Raw genomic sequence first — 24,597 nt, 5'->3', positions numbered from 1 at the left:
CTTAACCGACGAAAAGCATGTCATGGTTCGGGTTGTCGAAGAATTCTAATACTTTACCACCACCACGGGTTACGCAAGTAAGAGGATCTTCAGCAACAACAACTGGTAAACCAGTTTCTTGAGCCAATAACTTGTCAAGGTTACGAAGTAGCGCACCACCACCTGTCAACACAATACCGCGCTCAGCAATATCAGAAGAAAGTTCAGGAGGAGTTTGCTCAAGAGCAGATTTCACAGCGCTTACAATGCTTTGTAACGGATCAGAAATGGCTTGAGTAATTTCGTCAGAAGTTACGGTAATTGCACGAGGCACACCTTCTGCAAGGTTACGGCCACGTACTTCGATTTCTAATGTTGTACCATCAGAAACAGCCATACCTACTTCTTTTTTAATAATTTCAGCAGTGGTTTCACCAATTACACAACCGTGAGCTTTACGAACATAATTGATGATTTGCTCATCAAAAACATCGCCGCCGATGCGTAAAGAGTCAGCGTAGACACAACCTTGCAATGAAATAATTGCAATTTCTGTTGTACCGCCACCAACATCCACAACCATAGAACCACATGCTTGTTCAACTGGCATACCTGCGCCAATTGCTGCTGCCATAGGTTCTTCAATCAAACGAACATCACGGGCACCAGCATTAAATACTGCTTCGCGAATCGCACGACGCTCGACCAAAGTTGATTTACATGGTACACATACAACTACACGAGGTGCAGGTGGGAACAAACGTTTTTCGTGAACTTTACCAATAAACTGATTCAACATGGTTTCAGTCACTTCAAAATCCGCAATTACACCGTCTTTCATTGGACGAATTGCAGAAATATTCGCAGGCGTACGGCCCAGCATTTGCTTAGCATCTAGACCTACAGCAGCAACAATTTTTTGTGAACCACTGTGACGAATTGCCACAACTGTTGGTTCATTTAATATAATGCCGCGGCCTGGTGCATAAATAAGTGTATTTGCTGTACCTAAATCAATGGCTAGATCCGGCGAAAACAAGCCAATTAGTCGTTTTAGAATCACGGTTCGTTCTCAGTTAAACTTTCATGTGGATGCAAGGTGGCAACTTTAAACTAAATGTGATGATTTGAACAAGTCAATCGCTTATTATAACGCACGATATTTTGAAAATTTTTAATACTGATTAGGTGATGTTATGTCTACATCGGATGCACAGCATTCAGCAGATTTAAATGCACAAACAGTTTCAGCAATCGCCAATCTTGCTCGATTGTCGCTCAATGATACGCAATCTGCTGAATATGCTCAAAGTCTAAATAAAATTTTAGGCATGATGGAAACCTTAAAAGGCATTGATACGGAAGGCGTAGAACCTTTGAAAAGTCCTTTTGACAATCCTCAACCTTTACGTGCTGATGTGGTAACGGAAAGCAATCATCGAGATGAATACCAAGCAGTTGCACCTGCAACTCAAGATGGTTTGTATCTTGTTCCTCGCGTGATTGAATAACTTTTACTCAATTAACCCATCTTCCCTATTTTGAATGTAAAGAAATTTTACTCATGACTGATTTACATCGCTTATCAATTCGTGAACTTGCTGAGGGCTTAAGCCAAGCGAAGTTTTCATCTCGCGAACTGACTGAACACTATTTAAAACGTATTGCTAAAATTGACCCACTGGTAAAAAGCTACGTGACGGTTACGCCTGAACAAGCTCTTGCTGAAGCCGACGCTGCCGATGCTGCATTAAAAGCAGGTAATGCAACCGCTTTAACAGGTATTCCTCTTGCGCATAAAGATATCTTTTGTACCAAAGGCATTAAAACAACTGCCGGTTCAAAAATACTAGACAACTTCATCTCTCCATACGACGCAACTGTTGTTGAAAAAACTAAAGCAGCTGGTCTGGTCACTTTAGGTAAAGTGAACATGGACGAGTTTGCAATGGGTTCAACTTCTGAAAGCTCATATGTTGGCGCAACAAGCAACCCATGGGCGCTTGACCACGTTCCTGGTGGCTCATCAGGTGGTTCTGCTGCGGCTGTAGCGGCTGATTTAGCACCTTTTGCTACAGGTACTGATACAGGTGGCTCAATCCGTCAACCTGCGTCATTCTGTGGCTTAACGGGCTTAAAACCAACCTATGGTCGTGTATCTCGTTTCGGGATCATTGCTTATGCATCATCTTTAGACCAAGCGGGGCCAATGGCACGCTCTGCTGAAGACTGTGCTTACTTAATGAATGTAATTGCAGGTCACGATGCAAAAGACTCGACTTCGGTTAAAAAAGAAGTTGATGACTACGTTGCAAATTTAAATGGCACATCTGTAAAAGGCTTACGCATTGGTATTCCTAAACAGTACTTTAACGTTGCAGGTTTAGATGCAGACGTTAAAGCGCGTGTTGAAGAGTCTTTGAAAAAGCTTGAAGAAATGGGTGCAACGCTTGTTGAGATCGATCTCAACATGACTGAAGCCTATGTACCAACGTATTACCTCATCGCGCCAGCAGAAGCATCTTCTAACTTGTCACGTTATGACGGTGTTCGCTACGGTTACCGCTGTGAAAACCCAGCTGACTTGATGGATCTTTATAAGCGCTCACGTTCAGAAGGTTTTGGTCCAGAAGTTCAACGTCGTATTCTCATTGGTACTTACGCGCTTTCTGCGGGTTATTACGATGCTTATTATGTGAAAGCACAAAAAGTACGTCGCTTAATTCAACAAGACTTCTTAAAAGCATTTGAAAATGTGGATGTGATTGCGGCTCCTGCTGCACCAACAACTGCATATAAAATTGGTGCGAACTTAAGCCCAACTGAAATGTATTTAGGCGATATCTATACACTTGCAGTGAACTTAGCAGGCTTACCAGCGATTAACGCTCCTGTTGGTTTTGATAAAGATAGCTTGCCTGTTGGCTTACAGTTGATTGGTAACTATTGGTCAGAATCGCAATTATTGTCGATTGTTCATCAATACCAACAAAACACCGATTTCCATACTCAACGTGCGGCAATTGCTGAGGAGAATGCATAATGGCTGAAGCTCAAAAGTTGAAATTGATTGACGGTTGGGAAGTCGTTATTGGTATCGAGATTCACACTCAGCTTGCAACCAATTCTAAAATTTTCTCTGGTTCATCGACTGAATTTGGTCAAGACCCAAACACGCAAGCGAGCCTTGTGGACTTGGCAATGCCGGGTGTACTTCCAGTTTTGAATGAAAAAGTGGTTGATCTTGCAATTCGCTTCGGTCTTGGAATTGATGCTTACATCGACCAAGCATCAGTATTTGCACGTAAAAACTACTTCTACCCTGACTCGCCAAAAGGCTACCAAATTAGCCAAATGGATAACCCAATTGTGGGCTTGGGGCACATCGACATCCAACTTGAAGATGGTACGACTAAACGTATTGGCGTAACTCGTGCTCACCTTGAAGAAGATGCCGGTAAATCTGTACATGATCAATTTGAAGGTATGTCTGGCATTGATTTAAACCGTGCTGGTACACCTTTGCTTGAAATCGTTTCTGAACCTGACATGCGTTCGGTTGAAGAAGCGGTTGCTTATATCAAAGCGATTCACACATTAGTACGTTGGTTAGGTATTTCTGACGGTAACATGGCAGAAGGTTCATTCCGTGCGGACTGTAACGTATCTTTACGTCGTCCGGGCCAACCTTTTGGTACGCGCTGTGAACTTAAAAACCTCAATTCATTCCGTTTCATTGAGCAAGCGATCAATGTTGAAATTGAACGCCAAATGGAAATTTTGGAATACGGCGGAAGTATCGACCAAGAAACTCGTTTGTTCGATCCGAACAAAATGGAAACACGCTCAATGCGTTCTAAAGAAGAAGCAAACGATTACCGCTACTTCCCAGATCCAGACTTGTTACCGGTGATTATTGCAGATGAGCAAATCGAAGCTGCTCGCGCTGCACTTCCAGAGCTCCCTGCTGCTCGCCGTGCACGCTTTATCGCAGACTTTGGTATAACTGAGTACGATGCTCACGTACTTACGCTCTCACGCGAAATGGCAGACTTCTATGAAGCTGTTGTGGCTGCTGCTGGCGGTGCGAAGCAAGGTAAAGTGTCTGCAAACTGGGTAATGGGCGAATTCTCAGGTGCTTTAAACAAAGCAGGCCTAGATCTGGCTGACTCACCTGTTTCTGCTGAACAGCTTGGCGGCATGATTGCTCGTATTGTTGACAACACCATTAGCGGTAAGATTGCTAAACAAGTTTTTGGCTTTATGTGGGAATCGGAAGGTAAATCTGCCGATGACATTATTGCGGAAAAAGGCTTAAAGCAAGAAACTGACACAGGTGCAATTGAAGCGATCATTAAAGAAGTACTTGCAGCCAATGAAAAAATGGTTGAAGAGTACAAGTCTGGTAAAGAAAAAGCCTTTAACGGTCTTGTTGGTCAAGTCATGAAAGCATCTAAGGGTAAAGCCAACCCTGCTCAAGTCAATGAATTAATGAAAAAATTGATTGGTTAATTTGACTAGCCAACTCAAGAAAAAGCCTCGATTTATCGGGGCTTTTTTATATCCGTCTAAAGCATTCTTCGACTAAAGAATGCACTTTTTTCCTAAAAAATTACTCAGTGACTGTGCTAATTTAAATTAATAATTTAGATAACTTATATTTTAAAAAGAGAGATAAATTATGTCTAAAAAGATTTTAATGTTGGTCGGTGACTATGCCGAAGACTATGAAACTATGGTTCCATTTCAGTTCTTAACTGGTTTAGGTTATACCGTGCATGCTGTTTGCCCGAATAAAAAGAACGGCGACCATATTGCAACGGCTATTCATGATTTTGAAGGTGAGCAAACTTATAGCGAAAAACGTGGCCACAACTTTGCGATTAACTATGATTTTGATGCCGTTAATACCGAAGACTATGTAGGTCTAGTGATTCCGGGTGGTCGTGCACCAGAGTATTTACGCATGAATGAACGTATTATCGAAATTGTGCGTGAGTTTGATCGAGTGAAAAAACCAATAGCAGCCGTATGCCATGGCGCTCAGTTACTAGCAGCGGCAGATGTATTACAAGGCCGCCTCTGTTCTGCTTATCCAGCATGTGCTGTCGAAGTAAAATTGGCAGGTGGACAATACGCAGATATTGCTGTGACTGAAGCAGTTACAGATGGTCATTTGGTGACTGCTCCAGCTTGGCCTGCACATCCAGCTTGGTTAGCTCAATTTGTGAAAGTTTTAGGGGCTACAATTACGATCTAAAAAGATCTCTTTATCCCAAATACAATAAAGCCTACTCTTAGATAGCAGGCTTTATTACTAAAATAGAAAACTAGACTTTTATCTTGTAATCCCTAATTTATTCCAAATTTCTGGTGTTAAAAACGTCGTCACCAATTTATTTAAGTCAATATAGCGTAATGTGCCCTGCAACTGCTGTTTAACGGCTGGGTCTTTAACAATATCTTCACCCGCACTTTGACCTAACTGTTGAAAGGCCTCTCCAACTGCCTTCACACCTTCAGCCTGAATTACAGCTTTAGTTTGGGTAGAACATTGCTCCACAATCACACGTTGTAAAACCTGCGCCAGTTTTTGATCTAACTGATCCTTTTGCTCAGGTGTTACATTACTAAATGCTTTTAAATCTGGATGAGCAGCTAAAGCCGTAAATGTCCATTGAAGTACAGTAGTTTTGTCTGAAGCCGTTGTAGCCTTAACTAAACAGTCACTTAACTGATCAACTGTTGGGCCAGCCATCGCAATTTGGGTAGTTCCCAACACAGCAGCAGCCACACATATTGAACGGCTCAGGTGTGAAAACTTACGGCGAACAATAGCGTAAAGATGATGTGACATAGCTCTGGCTCCAATAAACAATCTGTTCTTTTTATCACAGAGTCACCAAAGTTACCTGTTATGACTCTGTAACTGCAAAATACTTATTTCACCACAGACTCTATTCGATCAAGCTCCCACACTCCACCTGCTGCCAAGCCTTTGCACATCCCTGTCCACATATCCTTAGTCTGTACAAAACTCTTGCCATCCCATACCCACTCTTCACTTGCCCAGCAATCGCCTATGCCTCTTCCTTTTTGAGCACTACTAATAATACCGCTATCAAAATCTGAAGCGGATTCAGTCACAAACACGGCCTTACCATTTAATGACTCATCTAGCACCCAAGCGCCATACCCTTCGTTATAGGCGCCTCTCCAGCACAACGTAGTCGCCAGAACTTTCTTATTGGTTAGTTTATATAGCTCAATTTTCTGTGGTTCGGCCCCATCACTGTTACCGCCATAAACGCCTTCACAAAAACCGTCTTCTTTCGGATTCGGTTTAACAGCCATCAAACTACGGTGTATTGCTTGGTACTGTTTATTTTTAGGCTGTAAAGTTAAATAAGGTTTGTTTGAAGTCTTAATACGTTTAACAAGTAGTTTTGGCTCAGGCATAAGCACTTTGGTTTCATTGGCGCTGCCCTTTTTAACCAAAGCACCAACAGTCCCAATACGCTTCTGAAAATCATCCATTTTTAGTAACACAGCAGTCATTCCAGCATCGGAAATTTTCCATTTATGCTGTGCATTTTTAAATACAATTTCAGTCTTCTGTTTGGATTGCTGTAGTACAGCATTGACTTGCGAGCTGTTGAGTTTACCCATAAGTGGTAACTCAGTACCATCTACAGTCACAGCGCCTAAATCTTTGCCATTTATATAAAAATGAATATTTTTAAGCCGGTTGGCTGGCATGCTTTGTTCATAGTCTGATAAAGCAAATTCAGCTTGCACAGCTTGTTTTGGCCCTGCTTTACGCACCAATAAAAGTGATGCTGGATTATCACCATTTTCTTCACTTTGATAGCCTGCGGCTTTACATGTACCCGTATTGCTACACGAGATTTCCCACTCTTGGTGTGAAAATGAAATACCTTTGATTTCTTGAGCAAAACTATAAGAACTCATTACTGCCAAACAGCAAATTGAAAGCATATTTTTCATTATTTCATATCTCTATAAGTCTGTTTTATTATGAAGTTAACAATAGTGTTAAATTTTGAGTTACCGTCTAGTTTAAAAGAATATGCTAGATTTATATAAGATTTAAATTGATTACTTACTAAAAATGAAAAAACTGAATTTTTTATTATTTACTGCATTTACCTGTCTAACCTCATCTGCTTATGCAGAAGTAAAAAGCTTTACTCCCCATTTCCCCAAATTTTATAGCTCTGCTGCAACCCGCAAAGCAGACAATCAGTTCTACCCTCTAGGAGAGGCAAAATTTTTAAACGGTGTTACAGTTCCGTTTTATGATGTTACAGCACAAAGTCCTACAGAGAATAGTTTACTTAAAGACTTTGAAACGTGTACCCACAAAAGCTGCCGTTTTAATTTCAAACTCGATGCTCAACACGCCAAACAACTCAAGCTTCTTGCATTACCTGAAACAGGTTTAGTACTTGTTCCACGTAACTGGCAAGATGTTCAAGCAAATGCAGGGGCAAATGGAACTGGTTTTGCTCTAATAATGAGTCCAGATCAAAAGCAAGCGATTAAGCTTTATGACTCTTCTTTTTGCGTTGGGTGTGGATTACCAAATGCAACGCTTTATTTTCCTGAACTATTAAAAGAAAGTCTGGAAAATGAATTTGGTGGATTTAAAGACCCTAAAAAACTCATCAATATTGTTCAGCCTTCTAAAAAAGTGGCTTTTTTTAGTTATCAAATTCCACAAGTGAACAATAAAACCCATGGTATTGCTAAATATTATGATGAAGACACGTTTAACTATAAAGAAATTCAAGTCACGTTAGATAAATCCCAACAATCTTTAGTTGGCCCTATCCTTAATTTTTATAATGCAACGCACTAATCCAATACTTATAAAAAACCCGCTTTCGCGGGCTTTCTTAATTACCAAATAGTTACCCGTTTCTCTGGTGGTAAATACATCTGATCATCTTCGTTTATTTTAAAAGCCTCATAAAATGGTTTTTGATTCATTAAAGCTCCATTACCACGTACTTTATCAGGAGAGTGAGGATCAGTTTTTAAATAGATAATCGCTTGAGCTTCGCGGGTTTTCGCACGCCAAACTTGAGCCCACCCCATATAAAAACGTTGCTCCCCAGTCCGTCCATCAATTACAGGGGCGGGCTTACCGCCTAATGCAATTTGATAAGCCTTATAGGCAATTGCTAAACCAGAGTTATCTGCAATATTTTCACCTAATGTTAATTCACCATTAACATGATAACCAGCAATCGGTTCATAACGGTTATATTGTTCAATCAACGCTTGTGTTTTAGCTTTAAAATGCTGGTGATCTTCAGCATTCCACCAGTTTCTCATATTGCCCAATTCATCAAACTGACTACCCTGATCATCAAAGCTATGACTAATTTCATGGCCAATCACAGCACCTATACCACCATAGTTCACTGCATCATCTGCCTTTATATTAAAAAAAGGTGGTTGTAATATCGCTGCTGGAAATACAATTTCATTCAATGATGGATTGTAATAAGCATTCACCGTTTGTGGTTTCATATACCATTCATCACGATCAACCGGCTTACCTAATTTATTAAGTTCATATTGGTATCTAAACTCACTTGCGCGAATTATATTCCCAACTAAATCATTTTTAGCGATGTGCAGGTCAGAATAATCACGCCACTTTTTTGGATACCCGATTTTTATTGACATGTGAGAAAGCTTTTTACGAGCTTGTATTTTCGTTGCAGGACTCATCCAGTCCAACTCTGTAATGCTTTGGTCATAAGCACGAATCAGATTTTGCACCAATAATTCTATCTGTTGTTTTTTCTCAGCAGGAAAGTATTTTTCAACATAAAGTTTGCCAATACCATCTCCCAGAACCTTATCAACAAGCTGTACACCACGCTTCCAACGCGCTTCTTGTTCAGTAATATCTCGAAGTGTCTTGTTATAAAAATCAAATTTATTATTTACAAAAGCGCTATTTAGTAATGGAGAAAAATTATTTATCAAATGCAATTTAAAATAAGCTTTCCATATATCTAAGGGTGTATCTTGAATAATTGTATTTAAGCCCTGAAAGTAGTCTGGCTGATTTACCTGAATAGTATCAATTTTTCCTTTTAATTCAGTTGCTGTTAGATAACCTTGCCAATCAAATACAGGTGTTAGTTTATATAAATCTTTGATTTTGTATTTATTGTAGCGTTTTGCAAGATTACGATTTTGTACATTACTCCATTGTATTTTTGCCAACTGAGTTTCAAGTTTTAAAATTTCCTGAGCATGTTGTGCTGCTTGCGAGTCTCCAGCAAGTGTTAAAGTTTTTTCAATATACTTTAAATACTGTGCACGAGTTTCAATAAATTTTTTATCATCTTTCAAATAATAATCACGGTCAGGTAGACCCAAACCACTTTGCTCCAAACCAGCCACCATTTCAGTAGATTGTTTCATATCCTGTTCAATGCTTAGACGGATTGGGCTATTGACATCAATACGAGCAAAATGTGCCATTAAAATTGCAATTTGATTCTTATTTTTCAATTTATCAATTTGATTTATCTCATTTTTTAGAGGACTAATACCTTGCTTCTCAATACTTTTTTCATCCATAAAGCTAGCATATAGAGTAGCTACTTTTTGCTCTAAACTACCATCCACCCACTTTTGACCAGAGAGCTCTTCTACAATTCCATGTACTTGGCTGATTGATAACTCACGGAGCTGATTAAAAGCTCCCCAACTTGCTTTATCAGCTGGGATTTCAGTATTTTTTAACCAAATACCATTTACATGTGAATAAAAATCGTTCTTTTCATTAATAGAGGAATCAATATATTGTTGATCTATACCTGATATTTTTTTGATTTGAGAATTTGTTACTAATTCCGCACGTACCAAATTAGCAGAAGTCATAAGTGCAATCGTAAGAGCACTTTTAAGTAAAATAGATTTCAAAGACTCAACCTCACATTTAAATATTTAATAATTAAAAACAACAACTTAATAGCGATTGACTTTTATTAATTAAGCGAATGGCAAAATTAAAACCAATATAGAAGCAAGTTTTATACCGCGAAAATATAATATTTTCAAAAATATATTTTTATATAAATCAAAATAATAAACGAAGAAACTTACTAAATCTTTTATTCTACTAAATACTTAATAATTCTAAAGATGCCATGGCTTGAACCAAGGCATCTTTCAGAGATATGATTACTTTTTAATCTAAAATTTTCTCAAATATTCTTAAACGCTTATAAATTGAAAGCAGTTCAATAATCGTTTTCCATGAACTAATTAAATATTGGAATGATTCACGGACTTTATCAAAAACATTACCTATTTGCGTAATTAAACCCAATGTCATTTTACCTGCGGCAATAGAAGGGAATAAAACAACTAGACTATATAAAATATCTAATTGGATATACCAAATACTAACTAAATTAAAATAAGAGTAATGCAGATATAAACGGAAATAATTCAGCCTAACACTTGAGAACAATTCTCTTAATGTTTTTGGCTGTGCACGCTCCTCATGATCCTCACCATAGACAAGTTCTTTACGATAGGCTGCTTCTACTTTTTGATTATTAAACTGTAAACCAGGTAATTTAATACCAACAACCATTAATAGAACAGTACCAAAAACAGCCCATACAATTGCAGCCCAGACCAATGAATGATCAATTTCACCTACAATAGGTAGTACTTTAACTTGTTTAGAAAGTTCAAAAAGAATAGGTAAAAAGGCAATTAAAACCATTATAGCCTTAACAAAATTTACTCCCAGGTCTTCTAAAACAGAGGCGAAACGCATGGTATCTTCTTGAACACGCTGTGAAGCCCCCTCGATATGACGAAGCTTTTCCCAATGCTCTGTGTAATATTCATTCATTGCTGTACGCCAGCGGAATACATAATGACTAGCAAAAAAAGCATTAATAACAGCTAAAGTCACACCGACCATCGCAATTAAAAGAAATGTAACTGTTCCCATATAAAGTTTATTAATATCACCACCACCGTGATCTAACATACTTTGAATGAGATTATAAAAAGGCCCATACCATGCATTAACAGCTACACTAACCTGAACGCTAAACCAGATATTAAATAAAATAAACGCCGAACCCCACACAGACCAACGTTGCCAAGGATTATTCGATATAGCCCTCCAGAAACCAGCAAAAAGCGCAGTAGAGACTAAAAACCAAACATAAAACCATAAGAAAGTGGGAGACCAAAAACGGCTCACATCTAATGGTAGTTGAGTATCATGGTAGCCCTTAGCAAAGCCGATAAAAGTTCCCCATGTGTTTCCACCTGAGTACCAGAGCACCATATTGAGCGCGATCCAAATGACCGCAGATATAAAGAAATACCTTGGTGATGGAAAAAATGATTTGAACATTGAGCGTGGATATCCCTATATTTCTTCAAATTTACAATGAAAGGAATACTAAAACCTAAACCTTAAAATTGTGAAGGGTAAAGTTTAGAGAATTGTCAGTTTTTCCTGTTCCATTAAAGGATTTGATCGTTTTTTTGTAAATAAATCCCTTTTTTGGCAATTTAATCCATTTAAATTACCTTGTATATGACTCTCGATAGAGCCATATACAGCTTTTATAACACAGTGATATCAGAGATTAAATCTCTTCTTTACGAACAATATAGCCTTCCAATTGCATTGCTTGAATGAGTAAATCTAGGTCCGAGGCACTTTTTAACTCTACATCAACGCTCACAGCGCTTTCTTTGGCACGGCTTGTTGCCGCAAAGCGTTCATGACGTAACTCATAAATATTACCACCTTGCTCAGCAATAATGGCCGTTAAACGAGCTAAAGCACCTGGATTGTCTGGTAATTCAACACGAATACGAACCATACGACCTGTACGGGTTAAATGGCGTTGTAATACAGAGACCATAACACGTGTATCAATATTGCCACCCGACAGCACCACACCTAATTTATGACCTAAAAACAGATCGGGACGCGACATAATTGCAGCAATACCTGTCGCCCCTGCTCCTTCACATACTGTTTTTTCAATATTAAGTAATAGTGCAATCGCTTCTTCAATCATGTCCTCAGTGACAACGACAATGTCATCAACATATTCTTTAGCAACTTGGGTCGTAAGCTCACCTGGAGTTTTTACCGCAATACCCTCAGCAACAGTAGAGCCCATTGAAACCGCGTGCTGATAATTGCACAGTAGTTTTGCCATACTTGGGTATACAACTGATTGCACCCCAATAATTTTGATTTTTGGATTGATCGCTTTAGCAGCAATTGCAATACCAGAAATTAAACCACCACCACCAATTGGCACAACCAAAATATCCAGATCAGGCACAGCTGCAAGCATTTCAAGTGCAATGGTGCCTTGACCCGCAATAATTTCAGCATCATCAAATGGGTGAATAATCGTCAAAGATTCTTCTTGTGCAACACGATGCATTTCAGCAGCAGCTTCTGAAAAGTCCTGCCCATGCAAAATAACGCGCGCACCGTACTCACGTACTCGTTGCACCTTAACGTTTGGCGTAGATTTCGGCATTACAATAGTCGCAGTCACACCTGTCCGCTGAGCATGGTAGGCTACACCTTGTGCGTGATTGCCTGCCGAAGCTGCAATAACACCATGTTGTTTTTCTTGCTCAGATAAACACAACAGTTTATTCAGAGCACCCCGCTCTTTAAATGAAGCTGTAAATTGTAAGTTTTCAAATTTCAACCACATCTCAGCCCCTAAGGTTTTAGAAATGGTCTCTGAGAAAACAAAGGGAGTTTTTACAACTAAACCTTCCAAACGCTCTGCGGCAGCATGAACATCATCTAATGTTGGAAAGCCATTTTTAACCTGTTGCTGTATCATTTATCCAGTCAGCCTCAATACACTACAAATCAATTATTTTTTAAAAAACGGCAACAATATTTCATATTACCCATTAGAGTTTTCAGCATATCCAACATGTCTCTAATATACAAAAAATTTTATTCCAAAAATTAAAGATTTAAACTTCCATAAAAAAAGCCCTTTGTGGGCTTTTTTTATAATTTTCAGAATATTAACGTTTATTTATTGGCTTTGAGCACTCAAGCCTTCCGTAGACATATTTTGTTCAGCTATTTTTTCATCAATAGCAAACTGAATATCAGAAAGCTTGGCATTAGCTGCATCTATACCAGATTTCATAGTAGCTTCACGGCCTTTGACATCAAAAATATGTGCTTTTTCTCTTAAATCTGGCTGAATAACAACATCTGCATATTGCAATTCTTCTGCTGCCAAACGCCCTTGCATGATATTAATATTCTGATTAAACAGTCCCCAGACATTCGAAGTTTCTGTGTAAATAGGTTGAGCTAGAATATCAACTGCAATAATGACATCAGCACCTAAATCACGAGCCACTTCAACTGGCACGGGGCTCACCAAGCCGCCATCAACATATTCAGATTTCCCAATTTTAGTCGGCACAAACATACTAGGAATCGAAGCAGAGGCTCTCACGGCTTGCCCAGTATTGCCGTAGTTAAATACGGTCTTAGTGCCATGCTTTAGTTCAGTTGCCACCACATACATTGGAATCTTCATTTTTTCGAGTGGCATGTTATTTACTTGCTGGTTAACGTAGTTCTCTACTTTTTTGCCATCAAAAAAGCCTTTTAAACCGATACTAATATCACGGACATCGCCAGCTTTCATTTTTAAAGCAGTATCACGCAGTTCAGCAGGTGTTTTACCACTCGCATAAATTGCCCCAACAATACTACCCGCACTCGTACCTACAATAAAATCCGGGCGAATACCATGTTGTTCTAAAACTTCAATCACCCCAATATGAGCATAACCTCGTGCTCCACCGCTACCCAATACAAGCGCGACAACAGGACGTTTTTGCATTTTTTTAATTCTTGCAAATGGCTGATCGACAGAACGAGCATAAGCTTCTGTCGTTTGTGGTTTTAGAGCAGCAGACAAGTGTGTGGTGGTCTGGCATCCCGCCAACACCATAGAGAGTCCGAGAACCCACAATTTAAGCTGTTTCATGGCCCATCTTCGTACTATGAGGTTTAAGTTCGGATTGCAATTTTAGTTGCTACTTTCGTGAAAAGCTGTAGTGAATTTATTTAATTTGTCATGTTTAAAATTTAGACTCAAGTATTTTATTTATCGCCTATATGAAAAAGGCCCCTTATGTATAAGAGGCCTTTTTGAAACTTACCAGATATCTGAATCAACTTTTTTCTTCAATTCCGGATACTTGTCAATTTTAAACTCAGGCTCTTTAATGCCTCGTTTTAATTGCTCGCGGTAATCTTTTAACAAAGTACGTGCCATTGGCGTTAATAGTAAAATTGCAATCAAGTTAATGGTTGCCATGATACCCATAAACAAGTCAGCCATAGACCAAACGAGCGGAACACTACCGATTGCACCGAAGTACACCATCACCAATACGAAAATACGGAAGATGAACATGACTTTCGGGTTGTTATTAATAAACTGTACATTACCTTCTGCATAAGCATAGTTACCTAATACAGCTGAATAGCAGAATAAGAATAATAGAACCGCTAGGAAATCAGATCCCCAATGTCCAACTTGAGTTTCTAAGGCACGTTGTGTTAATTCAACACCAACAAAGCCTGCGTCTTGGTAAACGCCAGAAACTAAGATGATGATTGCGGTACTTGTACATACAATGAACGTATCTACGAATACACCAAGCATTTGTACTAAACCTTGGTTTACAGGGTGTTTTACATCAGATGCAGCAGCAGCGTTTGGCGCAGAGCCCATACCTGCTTCGTTTGAGAACAAACCACGCTTAATCCCTTGCATCATTGCCATTGACACTGCCGCACCGAAGAAACCACCTGCCGCAGCATTGAATTGGAAAGCTTCAGTCACAATCAGCTTTAAAATATCAGGCAAAATTGCATAGTTACTAATTGCAATATAGAGAGCAACGGCTAGATAAAGTCCCGCTTTTAAAGGTACAAACATCTCCGCAAATTTAGCGATACGTTTAATACCACCAAAAATTGCCAATGCAACCATAACGACAAGCGCAAGACCAACCCATGAAATTTCTAGATCAACACCACCTAAATGAGCAATAAGATTAGCCTTGTCCCAACCCCAAGCATGTGAAGAAGCATTAGCAATCGCATTAATTTGGACTGAGTTGAATACGAAACCATAGGTAAAGATGAGAGCTAGTGCGAAAACCACACCAAAGGTTTTACTGCGTAAACCTTGGGTAATGTAGTAAGCTGGTCCACCGCGGAATTGTTTAGACTTGCTATCTCTAACTTTAAAAAGCTGAGCAAGTGTTGACTCAATAAAAGCAGAGCTCATACCAAGTACAGCAGTTACCCACATCCAGAACACAGCACCAGGACCACCAATTGCGATCGCAATTGCCACACCTGCAATGTTACCCACCCCAACACGGCTCGCAAGACCCGTTACAAAAGCTTGGAAAGGTGTAAGTCCATGCTCATCTTCGCCTTCTGTACGGCTGCTTTTCATGACACGGATACTTTGCAAGAACATGCGGATCTGCACTGCCCCTGTTAAGACCGTATAAAAAATACCGACAGCCAGCAAGAAAATAACCAGAAAATCCCATAAAGGATCATTAAAAAATTGTACCCACGACATCAGTGTGGCATTGAGTTGTTCATTCATACTCGGTCCGCTTACGTTCTTGCTAATGTGCTAATAGCACAAGCCAAAATACTGCAATAAACAAAAAAGCCCCTCAAAATAGGGACTTCTTCAGTACATTTAAGGAAAAACTTTTAATGTCACTTGAATAGCAATTAACGTCACAAGTTTAAGCAACATAATGCCCAGCACTAAGCCTTTGAAGGTCGCATGAGAGAAAGCATCCTTCAGATAAAATGAATTCATCGCACCACTGAACATATTCCCATTTGGGTGAACAGAATGCATCGACTCGGCTACAAACTTGGAAACTAACAAATGACCACCGCTAAATCAGCTCGCTTAATGATTCCCATCAATTAATCGAGTTATAAAAATCTGGATTTAAGCCAATAAGCATATTTACATATACTTGAGAGCGAATGTCTAAAATGGATATGAATTTCAAAGACTGTAACGAGCCATCGCCATAACGCGGCTATCTGCGCCCTTTTCCCTCTGATTGGAGAAGAGTGCATTTAGATCTGTACCAAGCTGTTGTATTTCTTGTGGCTCAGTAGTTGCGTGAGTTACGTTCATTTTCATGGTTGCAATGGTAATCGCCAATCCTTGTTTCATGAACTGCTTGTTGATGAGCGGTAAACTCATGTAAAGCTCCTTATTCCTCGTGTATTTCTCCATTTCTACATCCAAATCCTTTTTGTAAAGGGATTTTGTATGCAGCCATTTCTTTCCTAACATGAGTATGGAGAAATCATACCTGCGTAAAAAAGTCGGTATTATGCAGAAATTTAAAATTTTGTGTATGTTTTTCATTAAAAATTTATGTTATTTCCGATTATTTTTTATCCAAAATCATCTGTTTTGTACTGTTTTTAAACATATTATACCTTTTTTTCAATTGAGTGATTTTTAATCCAACTGATGCTATAAATTTATTTTTATAGTCAAAAACATCATACTTTTTTGTCTATTTAGATCTAAAGTGGCATATTCACATTAGAGTTAATTAGACATTATATCCAAACTAAACACATCATCATATCTTTAAGGATATCCCTTTTCTAATATTTTTTGCTTATAAATGAATTACTTTCAAAACATGAAATTAAACTTCAAAAAAGTATGAAGTATTTAAGAAAAGATATAGGAGTACGCATGAATCTGGAACAAGTTCGTCTCGTTGATGAAGCTATCACTTCTCGACATTCTGTCCGCGCTTTTTTAAATACTCCAATTGAGCCAGAAGTCATTAAAGATATATTACGAGTCGCAAGTCGAGCACCTTCTGGAACAAACACTCAACCATGGAAAGTCTATGTGGTCACAGGCAAAAAGCGTGATGAAATGGTTGAACGTGTATGTACTGCACAAATTGAAGTTTCAAAAAATCCTGAACTAGCAGAACAATATAAAGAAACTTTTGCCTATTACCCTGAAAAATGGATATCCCCTTTTATTGACCGCCGCCGCGAGAATGGTTGGGGACTCTACGGTTTACTCGAAATCAAAAAGGGCGAAAAAGAAAAAATGGCTGAACAGCAGCTACGTAATTTTAAATTGTTTGATGCACCAGTCGGCCTTTTCTTTACCGTAAATAAAACTATGGGAATCGGTTCCAAAATGGATATCGCAATGATGATCCAAAACGTGATGGTCGCTGCCAAGGCACGTGGTTTAGATACATGCCCACAAGCAGCTTGGAATCATTTTCACCCTATTGTTTTAGATATAGTAGGTGCATCAGATGACGAAGAACTGGTATGTGCAATTGCATTAGGTCATGCCGATCCTAACCACATTGTAAATACCTTTATTACGCCTAGAGAACCTGTTGAAAATTTCACAGTTTTTCTAGACGAATAAGCTATAAGTGGCCATTCTCTAAAAGCTATGAGAATGGCTTGGTTTTGACCTGTTGTGTCGCTTTCAATACGACAATAAAACCACTTAGTGTAAATAACACCATCATTACGCCCATATTGAGCGATGCGGACCAAATCAAGAAGTTAAGAAGCACGCCACCTAAAAGGCCACAAGCGAATTGCATACTTCCCATAATTGCACTTGCTGTCCCAGCGCGAGCACCTTGTTTGGACATTGCTAACGCCATAGCATTTGGGCCTGTTAAACCAATGCCTGAAATAGCTAAAAATAACCCTACCATAACCAGCCATAAAGGCGCCGCAGGAATTAAACCAGCAATAAATACAATCATGGCTCCAGTCACTTGCACAAGTGAACCCGATTTTAAGCGTTTGGTAATTTCAACACGTGTTGTTAAATGCTTGTTTAAAGAGGACATTAACATGATGCCAAAAGCATTTAGTCCAAATACGTAAGCAAACTCTTGCTGATTAAGTCCGTACTGGTCCATAAACACTGCAGGTGCTGAACTGATATAGCAAAATAATGCAGCCCCCGTTAAACAGCCTGCAAACATAGGTAAGCGGAAACTCGCATCTTTGAAAATAGCTCCATATAAAGTCACCACTTGATAGAGTGATAGCTTAAGCCTTTTATCATTTGCCAAAGTTTCTTTAAAAAAGAAATGTACGCACAGCCAACACAGCGCACCCACAATTGAAAGCGCAATAAAAATAGCCTGCCACGGAAACCAAATTAAAATCCATGCTCCGATCATAGGAGCCAAAATTGGTGCAAGTCCCATGACAATCATCATGCTTGAGAAAGCTTGTGCAGAGCCTTGAACGTCCAATTTATCGCGTATTGCTGCACGAGCCATGACTACGCCAACACAACCACCTAAAGCTTGTAAAATACGGGCCGCAATCAAGCTCCATTCATTAGTAGCCATTACACAAAATAAGCTTGCGACTGCATAAAGCGCGAGGCCAAAGTAAAGTGGTTTCTTTCTACCGATACGATCGCTTAAAGGACCATAAACCAACTGCCCAATGGCTAAACCAAAAAAATAAGCTGGTAGTGTATTTGCCACCATTTGCGTACTTACCCCAAAATCATGGGCCATTTGTGGTAACGCAGGTAAGTACATATCAATGGATAACGGCCCTAAAGCCGTAAGTAAAGCGAGCAACATAATCCAGCCAATAGAGTATTGACGCTGGGCTGTTTGTTCAGACATAACGATATTTCATTTTTCACTCATTTGCATACAGACAAGCTTACACTGTCTATCGTATGATTTGTGCAACATTGGTGTAGAAATACACAAATCCTTTATCACTCAGGTTGATCAGCAAGGACTTCATTTGAAATCTTGGTTTAAACGCCTAAAAAGAGCGACTTATAACACAACATTTATGTATAACGTGCGAATGCTGATAGCCTTTTCAGGAACTGCTTTCGTGCCTTATTTTTTAGGCTATCAATTAGCAACTATTCCACTCACTTTAGGTGTAGTCGCAGCAGGTTTGAGTGATATTGATGATCGCTTTTCCGTGCGAATCATGAACCTAATTTATACTTATATTGGGTTCTTCGTTACCGCAGCTTCTGTACAACTACTTTTCCCCTACCCAATGGCTTTTGCTTTAGGGTTGATTGCTTCATGTATTGGCTGGATTTTACTAGGTTCATTAGGACGTCGTTACGCCACTATTTCTTATGGCTGTTTGGTTGTTTCGGTCTATACCATGTTGGGTGTTCACCTTTTTGATCACTGGTATATTCAACCTGCTCTTTTAGTTGCAGGTGCTGCTTGGTATGGCGTCATTGCTACTATTAGCTTTTTACTATTTCCGGTTCGCCAACTTCAAGATAAACTCGCAGCGTCTTATGCATCTCTAGGTGATTTTCTATTTGCAAAATCAAATTTATTTGATGTAGATATGACTCCTGCCAGCTATCAGCAAAGTATGATTGAGCTGTCATTAGAAAATGGTAAGTTAATTACGATTTTTAACGACTTAAAAACAGCTTTATTGACTCGTTTAAAAGGTGACCGTGGGCAAAAAGATACACGCCGAAGCTTACATTATTATTTTGTCGCTCAAGACATTCATGAGCGTGCTGACTCAGCCCATATCGACTATCAAAAGTTAGCCAAAATTTTTCAGCACAGTGATATTTTATTTAGATTTCAACGAATTTTGGCGGTTCAAGGCAAAGCTTGCCAAGAGTTAAACGAATGTATTTTACAACGCAAACCTTATAATCATAACAAACGCTTCAAGCAGAGTTTTGAGAACTTAAGACTATCTTTAGAGAAACTAAGACGTGATCAGCATTATGATCTGTTATGGGTAAATGCTCTCTTCGCTTTATACCAAAATTTAAAATCTATCGACTCTCAGTTACTCAACTTAGAAACGGAACAACACATTCAGTCTGATAAAGTTAAACAAGCAGAGAACCAGCTTAAAGATGATGATTTACAAGGATGGAACGATATTGTCATCCGAATAAAGCAAAATCTAACTCCTGAATCTGTACTTTTCCGCCATGCAATTCGCGTCTCAATTGTTCTTTTTATTGGGTATGTGCTGATTCAAATGACCAATATCGAGTACGGCTATTGGATTATGCTTACAGCCCTATTTGTAAGCCAACCTAACTTCAACGCAACCAAACGTCGCTTACGCTTACGAATTGTCGGAACATTAGTCGGAATTATTGTTGGTCTTACCATTGTATTTCTCGTGCCTTCCGTCGAAGGACAACTATTAATGTTGATCTTGAGCGGGGTACTGTTTTTTGAGTTACGCAGTAAGCAATATGCTCAAGCAACCGCATTTATTACAATTTTGGCATTAATTAACTTTAATCTAGATGGCTCGGCAATGGCTGCTGCTATTCCGCGATTTGTAGATACTTTAATTGGATGTGCGCTAGCTTGGTTTGGGGTGACATTTATTTGGCCTGACTGGAAATTCCGACGCTTACCTCGCAACATCAGACGTTCATTACAAGCTCAATGCAATTATTTAGCTGAAGTTGTTAAACAATATCATGAAGGTCGCAATCATGCGCTGAATTACCGTATTGTAAGACGGGCTGCTCATAATACTGATGCCGAGGTTGCTTCACTTATCTCAACTTTAGCGACAGAGCCAGACTTTGACCCTACCCGTAAGTCGGATATCTTTGAATTTTTATGTTTAAACCATACATTTTTAAGTTATATCGCAGCACTTGGAGCACATCGAGAAAACATTCAAGATCAAGCTGTTCTTAAACTCTTAGATCAAGCACTGGATGATATTCAGGGGGCTTTATTGAGAGATGAGATGCCTGATCTTACAGCACAAAATATGCTCCAGACGATACGTCAACGTTTGAGCCAAAATAATGAAGAGGATCAAAAATCACTCATCATTTTACAGCAGCTATCACTCATGCTTGGTGTATTGAACCGTTTTAGTATGCTAAAACAACGTCTAAGTCATGATCTTGATAACGATGCCAGCGAGCTTGCATCGTTATAAATTTGAGTCGGAAATTAGTATGAAATTGGCATAATATCCTTTCCTGACTTATGCCAATTAATGCTAAACTTAAAACAGTTTACAATTTGTTATTTGCACTATGACCGCGAAAACTTTATACGCTTATACGCTTCAGCCTGTTCCCTATGATGTGTCAGAAGCTGAACAACGTAATGCACAGCTTCTTATCTGGCGCAGCACCAATAAAATCAGCACAAAAATTTGGGCAATTATGGGTGTGGTTTTAGCCCTAGCTATATTAGGTCTTATTTTTATTAAGAACTACTCTACTGTTTTTTGCTGGGTTGCTATTGTTGCTGTAGTACTTTACTACCTAGGTCGTAAATACGGATTAGAGTGGTACGTTAAACGCAAAATGAATGAATTTCCGGTACAGGAAATCAAAGGTATTCGTTTAGGTGTGCAGCCTCATGGTATTGTGATGCGTCAACAAATGGGCTTACAAGAAGGCGTAGGTACTATTGGATGGAAAAATATCTACGAATGGTACAATACACCTGATTTTATTTTGGTCAATTTCAAAGTAAAAGATCCAAAAGGCCAAGAACAACAAGGTGCTTATATCCTACCTAAGCGCATGGATTCTAAAAACTTCTCGTTCAACACAATTCGCACACACTTAAAAGAATCTGTAGGCGAACCAAAAACCTTGTAATTCTAGATTTTATAAAAAGCCTCCTCATGGAGGTTTTTTATTAAGCTAAAAATAAATGATAATGAAAATTAATATTATCTCCAAAATCCATATTATCTCCCCAATCTTCGGCTATACTTCGTTACAAGATCTCCATCATATTTACATTTTCGACCATGTTTAAAAAAATTTTATTTCAAATTCATTGGTTTCTGGGTATTACTGCTGGCCTAATCTTATCCATTATGGGTGTTACAGGTGCAATTTATTCTTATGACCAACAAATTTTAAAATGGGTGAATTCTGATAGTTATGTTGTACAAGCTGAAAACACTCCAAAATTAACTCCTGCTCAGCTATATCAACATTTCAATACAACACAACCTGAAATCAAAATTAATAGCATTACGATCGCCAAGGACCCAACCTCTTCTTCTATTGTAAATATTGAAAAAGAAGGTGAACGCCGTGGCTATAATATGATGGTGAATCCTTATAACGCTGAGATTCTTCCAGATGTTAAAGGCCGAAAGTTGTTGTTACTCATACAACAAATTCATCGTAATTTAACAGCAGGTGAAGTTGGTAAACAAATTACTGGTGCCTGCGCACTCATGCTAATTTACTTCGTACTCAGTGGGTTATATTTACGTTGGCCTAAAAAGCACTCTGTTCGTCAATGGCTTGCTGTTAAACCGAAACTCAAAGGCCGGAATTTTATTTGGGATCTACATGCTGTTGTCGGCACATGGGTCATTGTTTTTTATCTTCTTTTCGCATGTACAGGACTATATTGGTCTTATGATTGGTGGCGTAGTGGCATGTTCAAAGTGATGGGAGTTGAACAACCTAAACGACAAGATCATGGCGCTGCTCCTCAAAATCAAAATCGTGGAATGCAGCAAGGTAAACAATCTGACCGTAATAATGATAAAAAATCAGAGCCTCAATTAGATAATACTCAACTCATTACAGCACTTAATCAAACATGGAGTGGCTTCAATAGTCAGGTTGGACGTGATTATTCGACTCTAACATTAAGCTTACCGAAAAAAGATGATGGAAAAATTGAGTTAAGCTTTGTCGATGCTACCCCACAACACGAACGGGCACGTAACCAAGCCATCTATAATTATCAAACTGGCAACATCGAAAAGATGGAGCTTTACGAAGACAAAAAGCTTAATCAAAAGATTATGAGCAGCATGTTACCCGTACACCGCGGTAGCTTCTTTGGACCAATTTATCAATTCGTTGCAATGCTTGCTTCTTTAGCAATGCCTTTGTTCTTGGTTACTGGGTGGATGCTGTATCTTAAACGCCGTAAACAGAAAAAATTAACACAGGCGGCTCGTCAGTCTTTAGCAGGACAATACATTGATCCAAATGCAAAGCCTTGGCTTATTACTTATGCAACTCAAACAGGCGTAGCTGAACAACTCGCTTGGAGTACGGCAACAAGTTTACAAGAGGCTCATCAACCCGTTCAGGTAAAACCTGTACAGCAGCTAACACAAACTGATTTAGAGCAACATCAACAGGTTTTATTCGTGATCAGTACTTATGGTACTGGTGATGCTCCTGATCTTGCTACAAGCTTTGCTAAAAAACTTTTAAAATTGAATGTGGATCTTAAGCACATCAACTATGCTGTTCTAGCGCTGGGCTCTAAAGAATATGCAGACACTTATTGTAGTTTCGGCCATGCAGTAGATGCTTGGCTTAAAGCAAATGGTGCCCATGCTCTCTTCAATACAATTGAAGTTGATAATGCAAACCCATCGGATATTCAAAATTGGAATCAATCTCTCGCTAAAGCAACCAAATTAGATTTACATGCTGTAAATCTGGAAAAAGTATTTGATAGTTGGACATTGCAGCAACGTGATTTACTCAACCCAAATAGCTTAGGTCAGCCTGCTTATAATATTGAACTTAAAGCAAATCATGAGGCGATATGGCAAGCGGGTGATATTGCTGAAATCCAGCCTGGTAATAGTCCTGAACGTATTCATGCTTTTTTGCAAAAGCATCATATTCTTAAAAATTCAAAAGTTGATTCATTGCAGATTTCAATCGAAAAAGCGCTTTGGAATAAAGATTTAACTGGTGAAATTGAACCATTTGCCAATCTGGATCATTTATTAGAGCAGCTCCCTACTCTACCAACGCGAGAGTATTCGATTGCGAGTATTCCTTCTCAGCAAGTCCTTCGTTTGGTTGTACGCCAACAATATGATGCGTCTGGCAACTTAGGTTTAGGTTCGGGTTGGCTTACTCAATATACGCAAGTTAATAATGAAATTGCTTTGCGTATTCGTACCAATGAATCATTCCATCTTATTGATGACAACCGCCCTATTATTTGTATTGGTAACGGAACTGGTATTGCTGGCTTAATGAGCCTATTACACACCCGTACACGTCATGATTACACTGAAAACTGGTTAATCTTTGGTGAACGTCAAAGAGCATGTGATTTCTTCTATGAATCAACTATTGAGGCATGGAAAACCACAGGAATGTTAAAACGCCTCGATTTAGCTTTTTCGAGAGATCAAGAACAACGCATGTATGTTCAAGATGTAATCCGTCAGAATGCAGCAGAATTAGTAAGCTGGGTAGAACGGGGTGCTGTTCTGTATGTATGCGGTAGTATTGATGGTATGGCAAGTGGAGTCGATCAAGCACTTATCGAAATTCTGGGTGAAGAACAGGTAGATGATTTAAGACAACAAGGCCGTTACCGCCGTGATGTTTATTAAAGATCAATAAAAACTAAAACCGAGTAATAGCTTAAATGCTTTACTCGGTTTTTTATTGCATTCAGAATGATTTTGCA

The 24,597-nt window shown here is 39.0% G+C and carries 20 protein-coding genes; 9 read left to right on the top strand and 11 right to left on the bottom strand.

Going from position 1 to position 24,597, the window contains the following annotated elements; genetic code table 11:
• Position 1 precedes the first annotated feature (1 nt).
• A complete protein-coding gene (locus tag H7R46_RS03500; protein WP_000601379.1) occupies positions 2-1,042 on the bottom strand; it encodes a rod shape-determining protein in 1,041 nt (346 codons plus the stop codon).
• A gap of 133 nt (positions 1,043-1,175) precedes the next feature.
• Between H7R46_RS03500 and gatC the strand changes: the two genes are divergently transcribed.
• The 4 genes from gatC to H7R46_RS03480 all read left to right on the top strand — a co-directional run bounded on the left by gatC (position 1,176) and on the right by H7R46_RS03480 (position 5,239).
• Positions 1,176-1,490 (top strand): Asp-tRNA(Asn)/Glu-tRNA(Gln) amidotransferase subunit GatC, encoded by a 315-nt coding sequence (gatC, locus tag H7R46_RS03495; protein WP_000107699.1) that lies wholly within the window; start codon positions 1,176-1,178, stop codon positions 1,488-1,490.
• Between the two features lie 53 nt (positions 1,491-1,543).
• Positions 1,544-3,022 (top strand): Asp-tRNA(Asn)/Glu-tRNA(Gln) amidotransferase subunit GatA, encoded by a 1,479-nt coding sequence (gene gatA / locus H7R46_RS03490; RefSeq protein WP_005064409.1) that lies wholly within the window; start codon positions 1,544-1,546, stop codon positions 3,020-3,022.
• Positions 3,022-4,491 (top strand): Asp-tRNA(Asn)/Glu-tRNA(Gln) amidotransferase subunit GatB, encoded by a 1,470-nt coding sequence (gatB, locus tag H7R46_RS03485; RefSeq protein ID WP_005064408.1) that lies wholly within the window; start codon positions 3,022-3,024, stop codon positions 4,489-4,491. The genes gatA and gatB overlap by 1 nt, the downstream gene beginning before the upstream one ends.
• A 169-nt stretch (positions 4,492-4,660) precedes the next feature.
• A complete protein-coding gene (locus H7R46_RS03480; protein WP_005064406.1) occupies positions 4,661-5,239 on the top strand; it encodes a DJ-1/PfpI family protein in 579 nt (192 codons plus the stop codon).
• Positions 5,240-5,317: 78 nt separating this feature from the next.
• On the opposite strand, the gene H7R46_RS03475 is transcribed toward H7R46_RS03480, so the two are convergent.
• Together H7R46_RS03475 and H7R46_RS03470 are read right to left on the bottom strand one after the other, a co-directional pair.
• A complete protein-coding gene (locus H7R46_RS03475; protein ID WP_005064404.1) occupies positions 5,318-5,836 on the bottom strand; it encodes a hypothetical protein in 519 nt (172 codons plus the stop codon).
• An 83-nt stretch (positions 5,837-5,919) separates the two neighbouring features.
• Positions 5,920-6,987 (bottom strand): DUF1176 domain-containing protein, encoded by a 1,068-nt coding sequence (locus tag H7R46_RS03470; RefSeq protein ID WP_005064403.1) that lies wholly within the window; start codon positions 6,985-6,987, stop codon positions 5,920-5,922.
• A 124-nt stretch (positions 6,988-7,111) separates the two neighbouring features.
• Between H7R46_RS03470 and H7R46_RS03465 the strand changes: the two genes are divergently transcribed.
• Entirely contained in the window at positions 7,112-7,861 is a 750-nt protein-coding gene (locus tag H7R46_RS03465) for a DUF4850 domain-containing protein (RefSeq protein ID WP_005064402.1), read from the top strand.
• A 41-nt stretch (positions 7,862-7,902) separates the two neighbouring features.
• Here the strand turns inward: H7R46_RS03465 and H7R46_RS03460 are convergent, their stop codons facing one another.
• The 7 genes from H7R46_RS03460 to H7R46_RS03430 form a co-directional block, all read right to left on the bottom strand.
• A complete protein-coding gene (locus H7R46_RS03460; RefSeq protein ID WP_005064401.1) occupies positions 7,903-9,951 on the bottom strand; it encodes a M13 family metallopeptidase in 2,049 nt (682 codons plus the stop codon).
• A gap of 268 nt (positions 9,952-10,219) precedes the next feature.
• Positions 10,220-11,413, bottom strand: a complete 1,194-nt coding sequence (sbmA, locus tag H7R46_RS03455) for a peptide antibiotic transporter SbmA (RefSeq protein WP_017482132.1) — start codon at positions 11,411-11,413, stop codon at positions 10,220-10,222.
• A 238-nt stretch (positions 11,414-11,651) separates the two neighbouring features.
• The gene (locus tag H7R46_RS03450) at positions 11,652-12,887 is read right to left on the bottom strand and encodes a threonine ammonia-lyase (RefSeq protein ID WP_005064397.1); all 1,236 of its coding nucleotides are present in this window, start codon (positions 12,885-12,887) and stop codon (positions 11,652-11,654) included.
• Between the two features lie 204 nt (positions 12,888-13,091).
• A complete protein-coding gene (locus H7R46_RS03445) occupies positions 13,092-14,066 on the bottom strand; it encodes a patatin-like phospholipase family protein (protein WP_025469745.1) in 975 nt (324 codons plus the stop codon).
• A 171-nt stretch (positions 14,067-14,237) separates the two neighbouring features.
• Positions 14,238-15,713 carry an alanine/glycine:cation symporter family protein gene (locus H7R46_RS03440; protein ID WP_005064394.1) on the bottom strand — a complete coding sequence of 492 codons (1,476 nt, stop codon included), beginning with the start codon at positions 15,711-15,713 and terminating at the stop codon, positions 14,238-14,240.
• A gap of 99 nt (positions 15,714-15,812) precedes the next feature.
• Positions 15,813-15,953 (bottom strand): hypothetical protein, encoded by a 141-nt coding sequence (locus H7R46_RS03435; RefSeq protein ID WP_017385934.1) that lies wholly within the window; start codon positions 15,951-15,953, stop codon positions 15,813-15,815.
• A 183-nt stretch (positions 15,954-16,136) separates the two neighbouring features.
• A complete protein-coding gene (locus tag H7R46_RS03430; protein ID WP_005064392.1) occupies positions 16,137-16,340 on the bottom strand; it encodes a hypothetical protein in 204 nt (67 codons plus the stop codon).
• Between the two features lie 510 nt (positions 16,341-16,850).
• Here H7R46_RS03430 and H7R46_RS03425 point away from each other — a divergent pair.
• Positions 16,851-17,558 (top strand): nitroreductase, encoded by a 708-nt coding sequence (locus H7R46_RS03425; RefSeq protein WP_005064390.1) that lies wholly within the window; start codon positions 16,851-16,853, stop codon positions 17,556-17,558.
• 25 nt (positions 17,559-17,583) lie between these two features.
• Here H7R46_RS03425 and H7R46_RS03420 read toward each other — a convergent pair whose 3' ends face one another.
• Positions 17,584-18,798: a multidrug effflux MFS transporter gene (locus H7R46_RS03420; RefSeq protein ID WP_005064388.1), complete on the bottom strand. Its 1,215-nt coding sequence runs from the start codon at positions 18,796-18,798 to the stop codon at positions 17,584-17,586.
• A 127-nt stretch (positions 18,799-18,925) separates the two neighbouring features.
• Between H7R46_RS03420 and yccS the strand changes: the two genes are divergently transcribed.
• The 3 genes from yccS to H7R46_RS03405 all read left to right on the top strand — a co-directional run bounded on the left by yccS (position 18,926) and on the right by H7R46_RS03405 (position 24,520).
• Positions 18,926-21,100 (top strand): YccS family putative transporter, encoded by a 2,175-nt coding sequence (gene yccS, locus H7R46_RS03415; RefSeq protein ID WP_025469744.1) that lies wholly within the window; start codon positions 18,926-18,928, stop codon positions 21,098-21,100.
• 100 nt (positions 21,101-21,200) lie between these two features.
• Positions 21,201-21,776, top strand: a complete 576-nt coding sequence (locus H7R46_RS03410) for an SdpI family protein (protein ID WP_002116136.1) — start codon at positions 21,201-21,203, stop codon at positions 21,774-21,776.
• 155 nt (positions 21,777-21,931) lie between these two features.
• On the top strand, positions 21,932-24,520 hold the full coding sequence (locus tag H7R46_RS03405; protein WP_005064382.1) for a PepSY domain-containing protein: 2,589 nt from the start codon (positions 21,932-21,934) through the stop codon (positions 24,518-24,520).
• The last annotated feature ends 77 nt before the right edge of the window (positions 24,521-24,597 follow it).

The organism is Acinetobacter sp. BEC1-S18-ESBL-01 (genome assembly GCF_014169935.1).
In the GTDB taxonomy this organism is placed as follows: Bacteria; Pseudomonadota; Gammaproteobacteria; order Pseudomonadales; family Moraxellaceae; genus Acinetobacter; species Acinetobacter pittii.
Note: the sequence above shows the minus strand (reverse complement) of the source record. Positions and strands in the feature narration are given on the sequence as shown.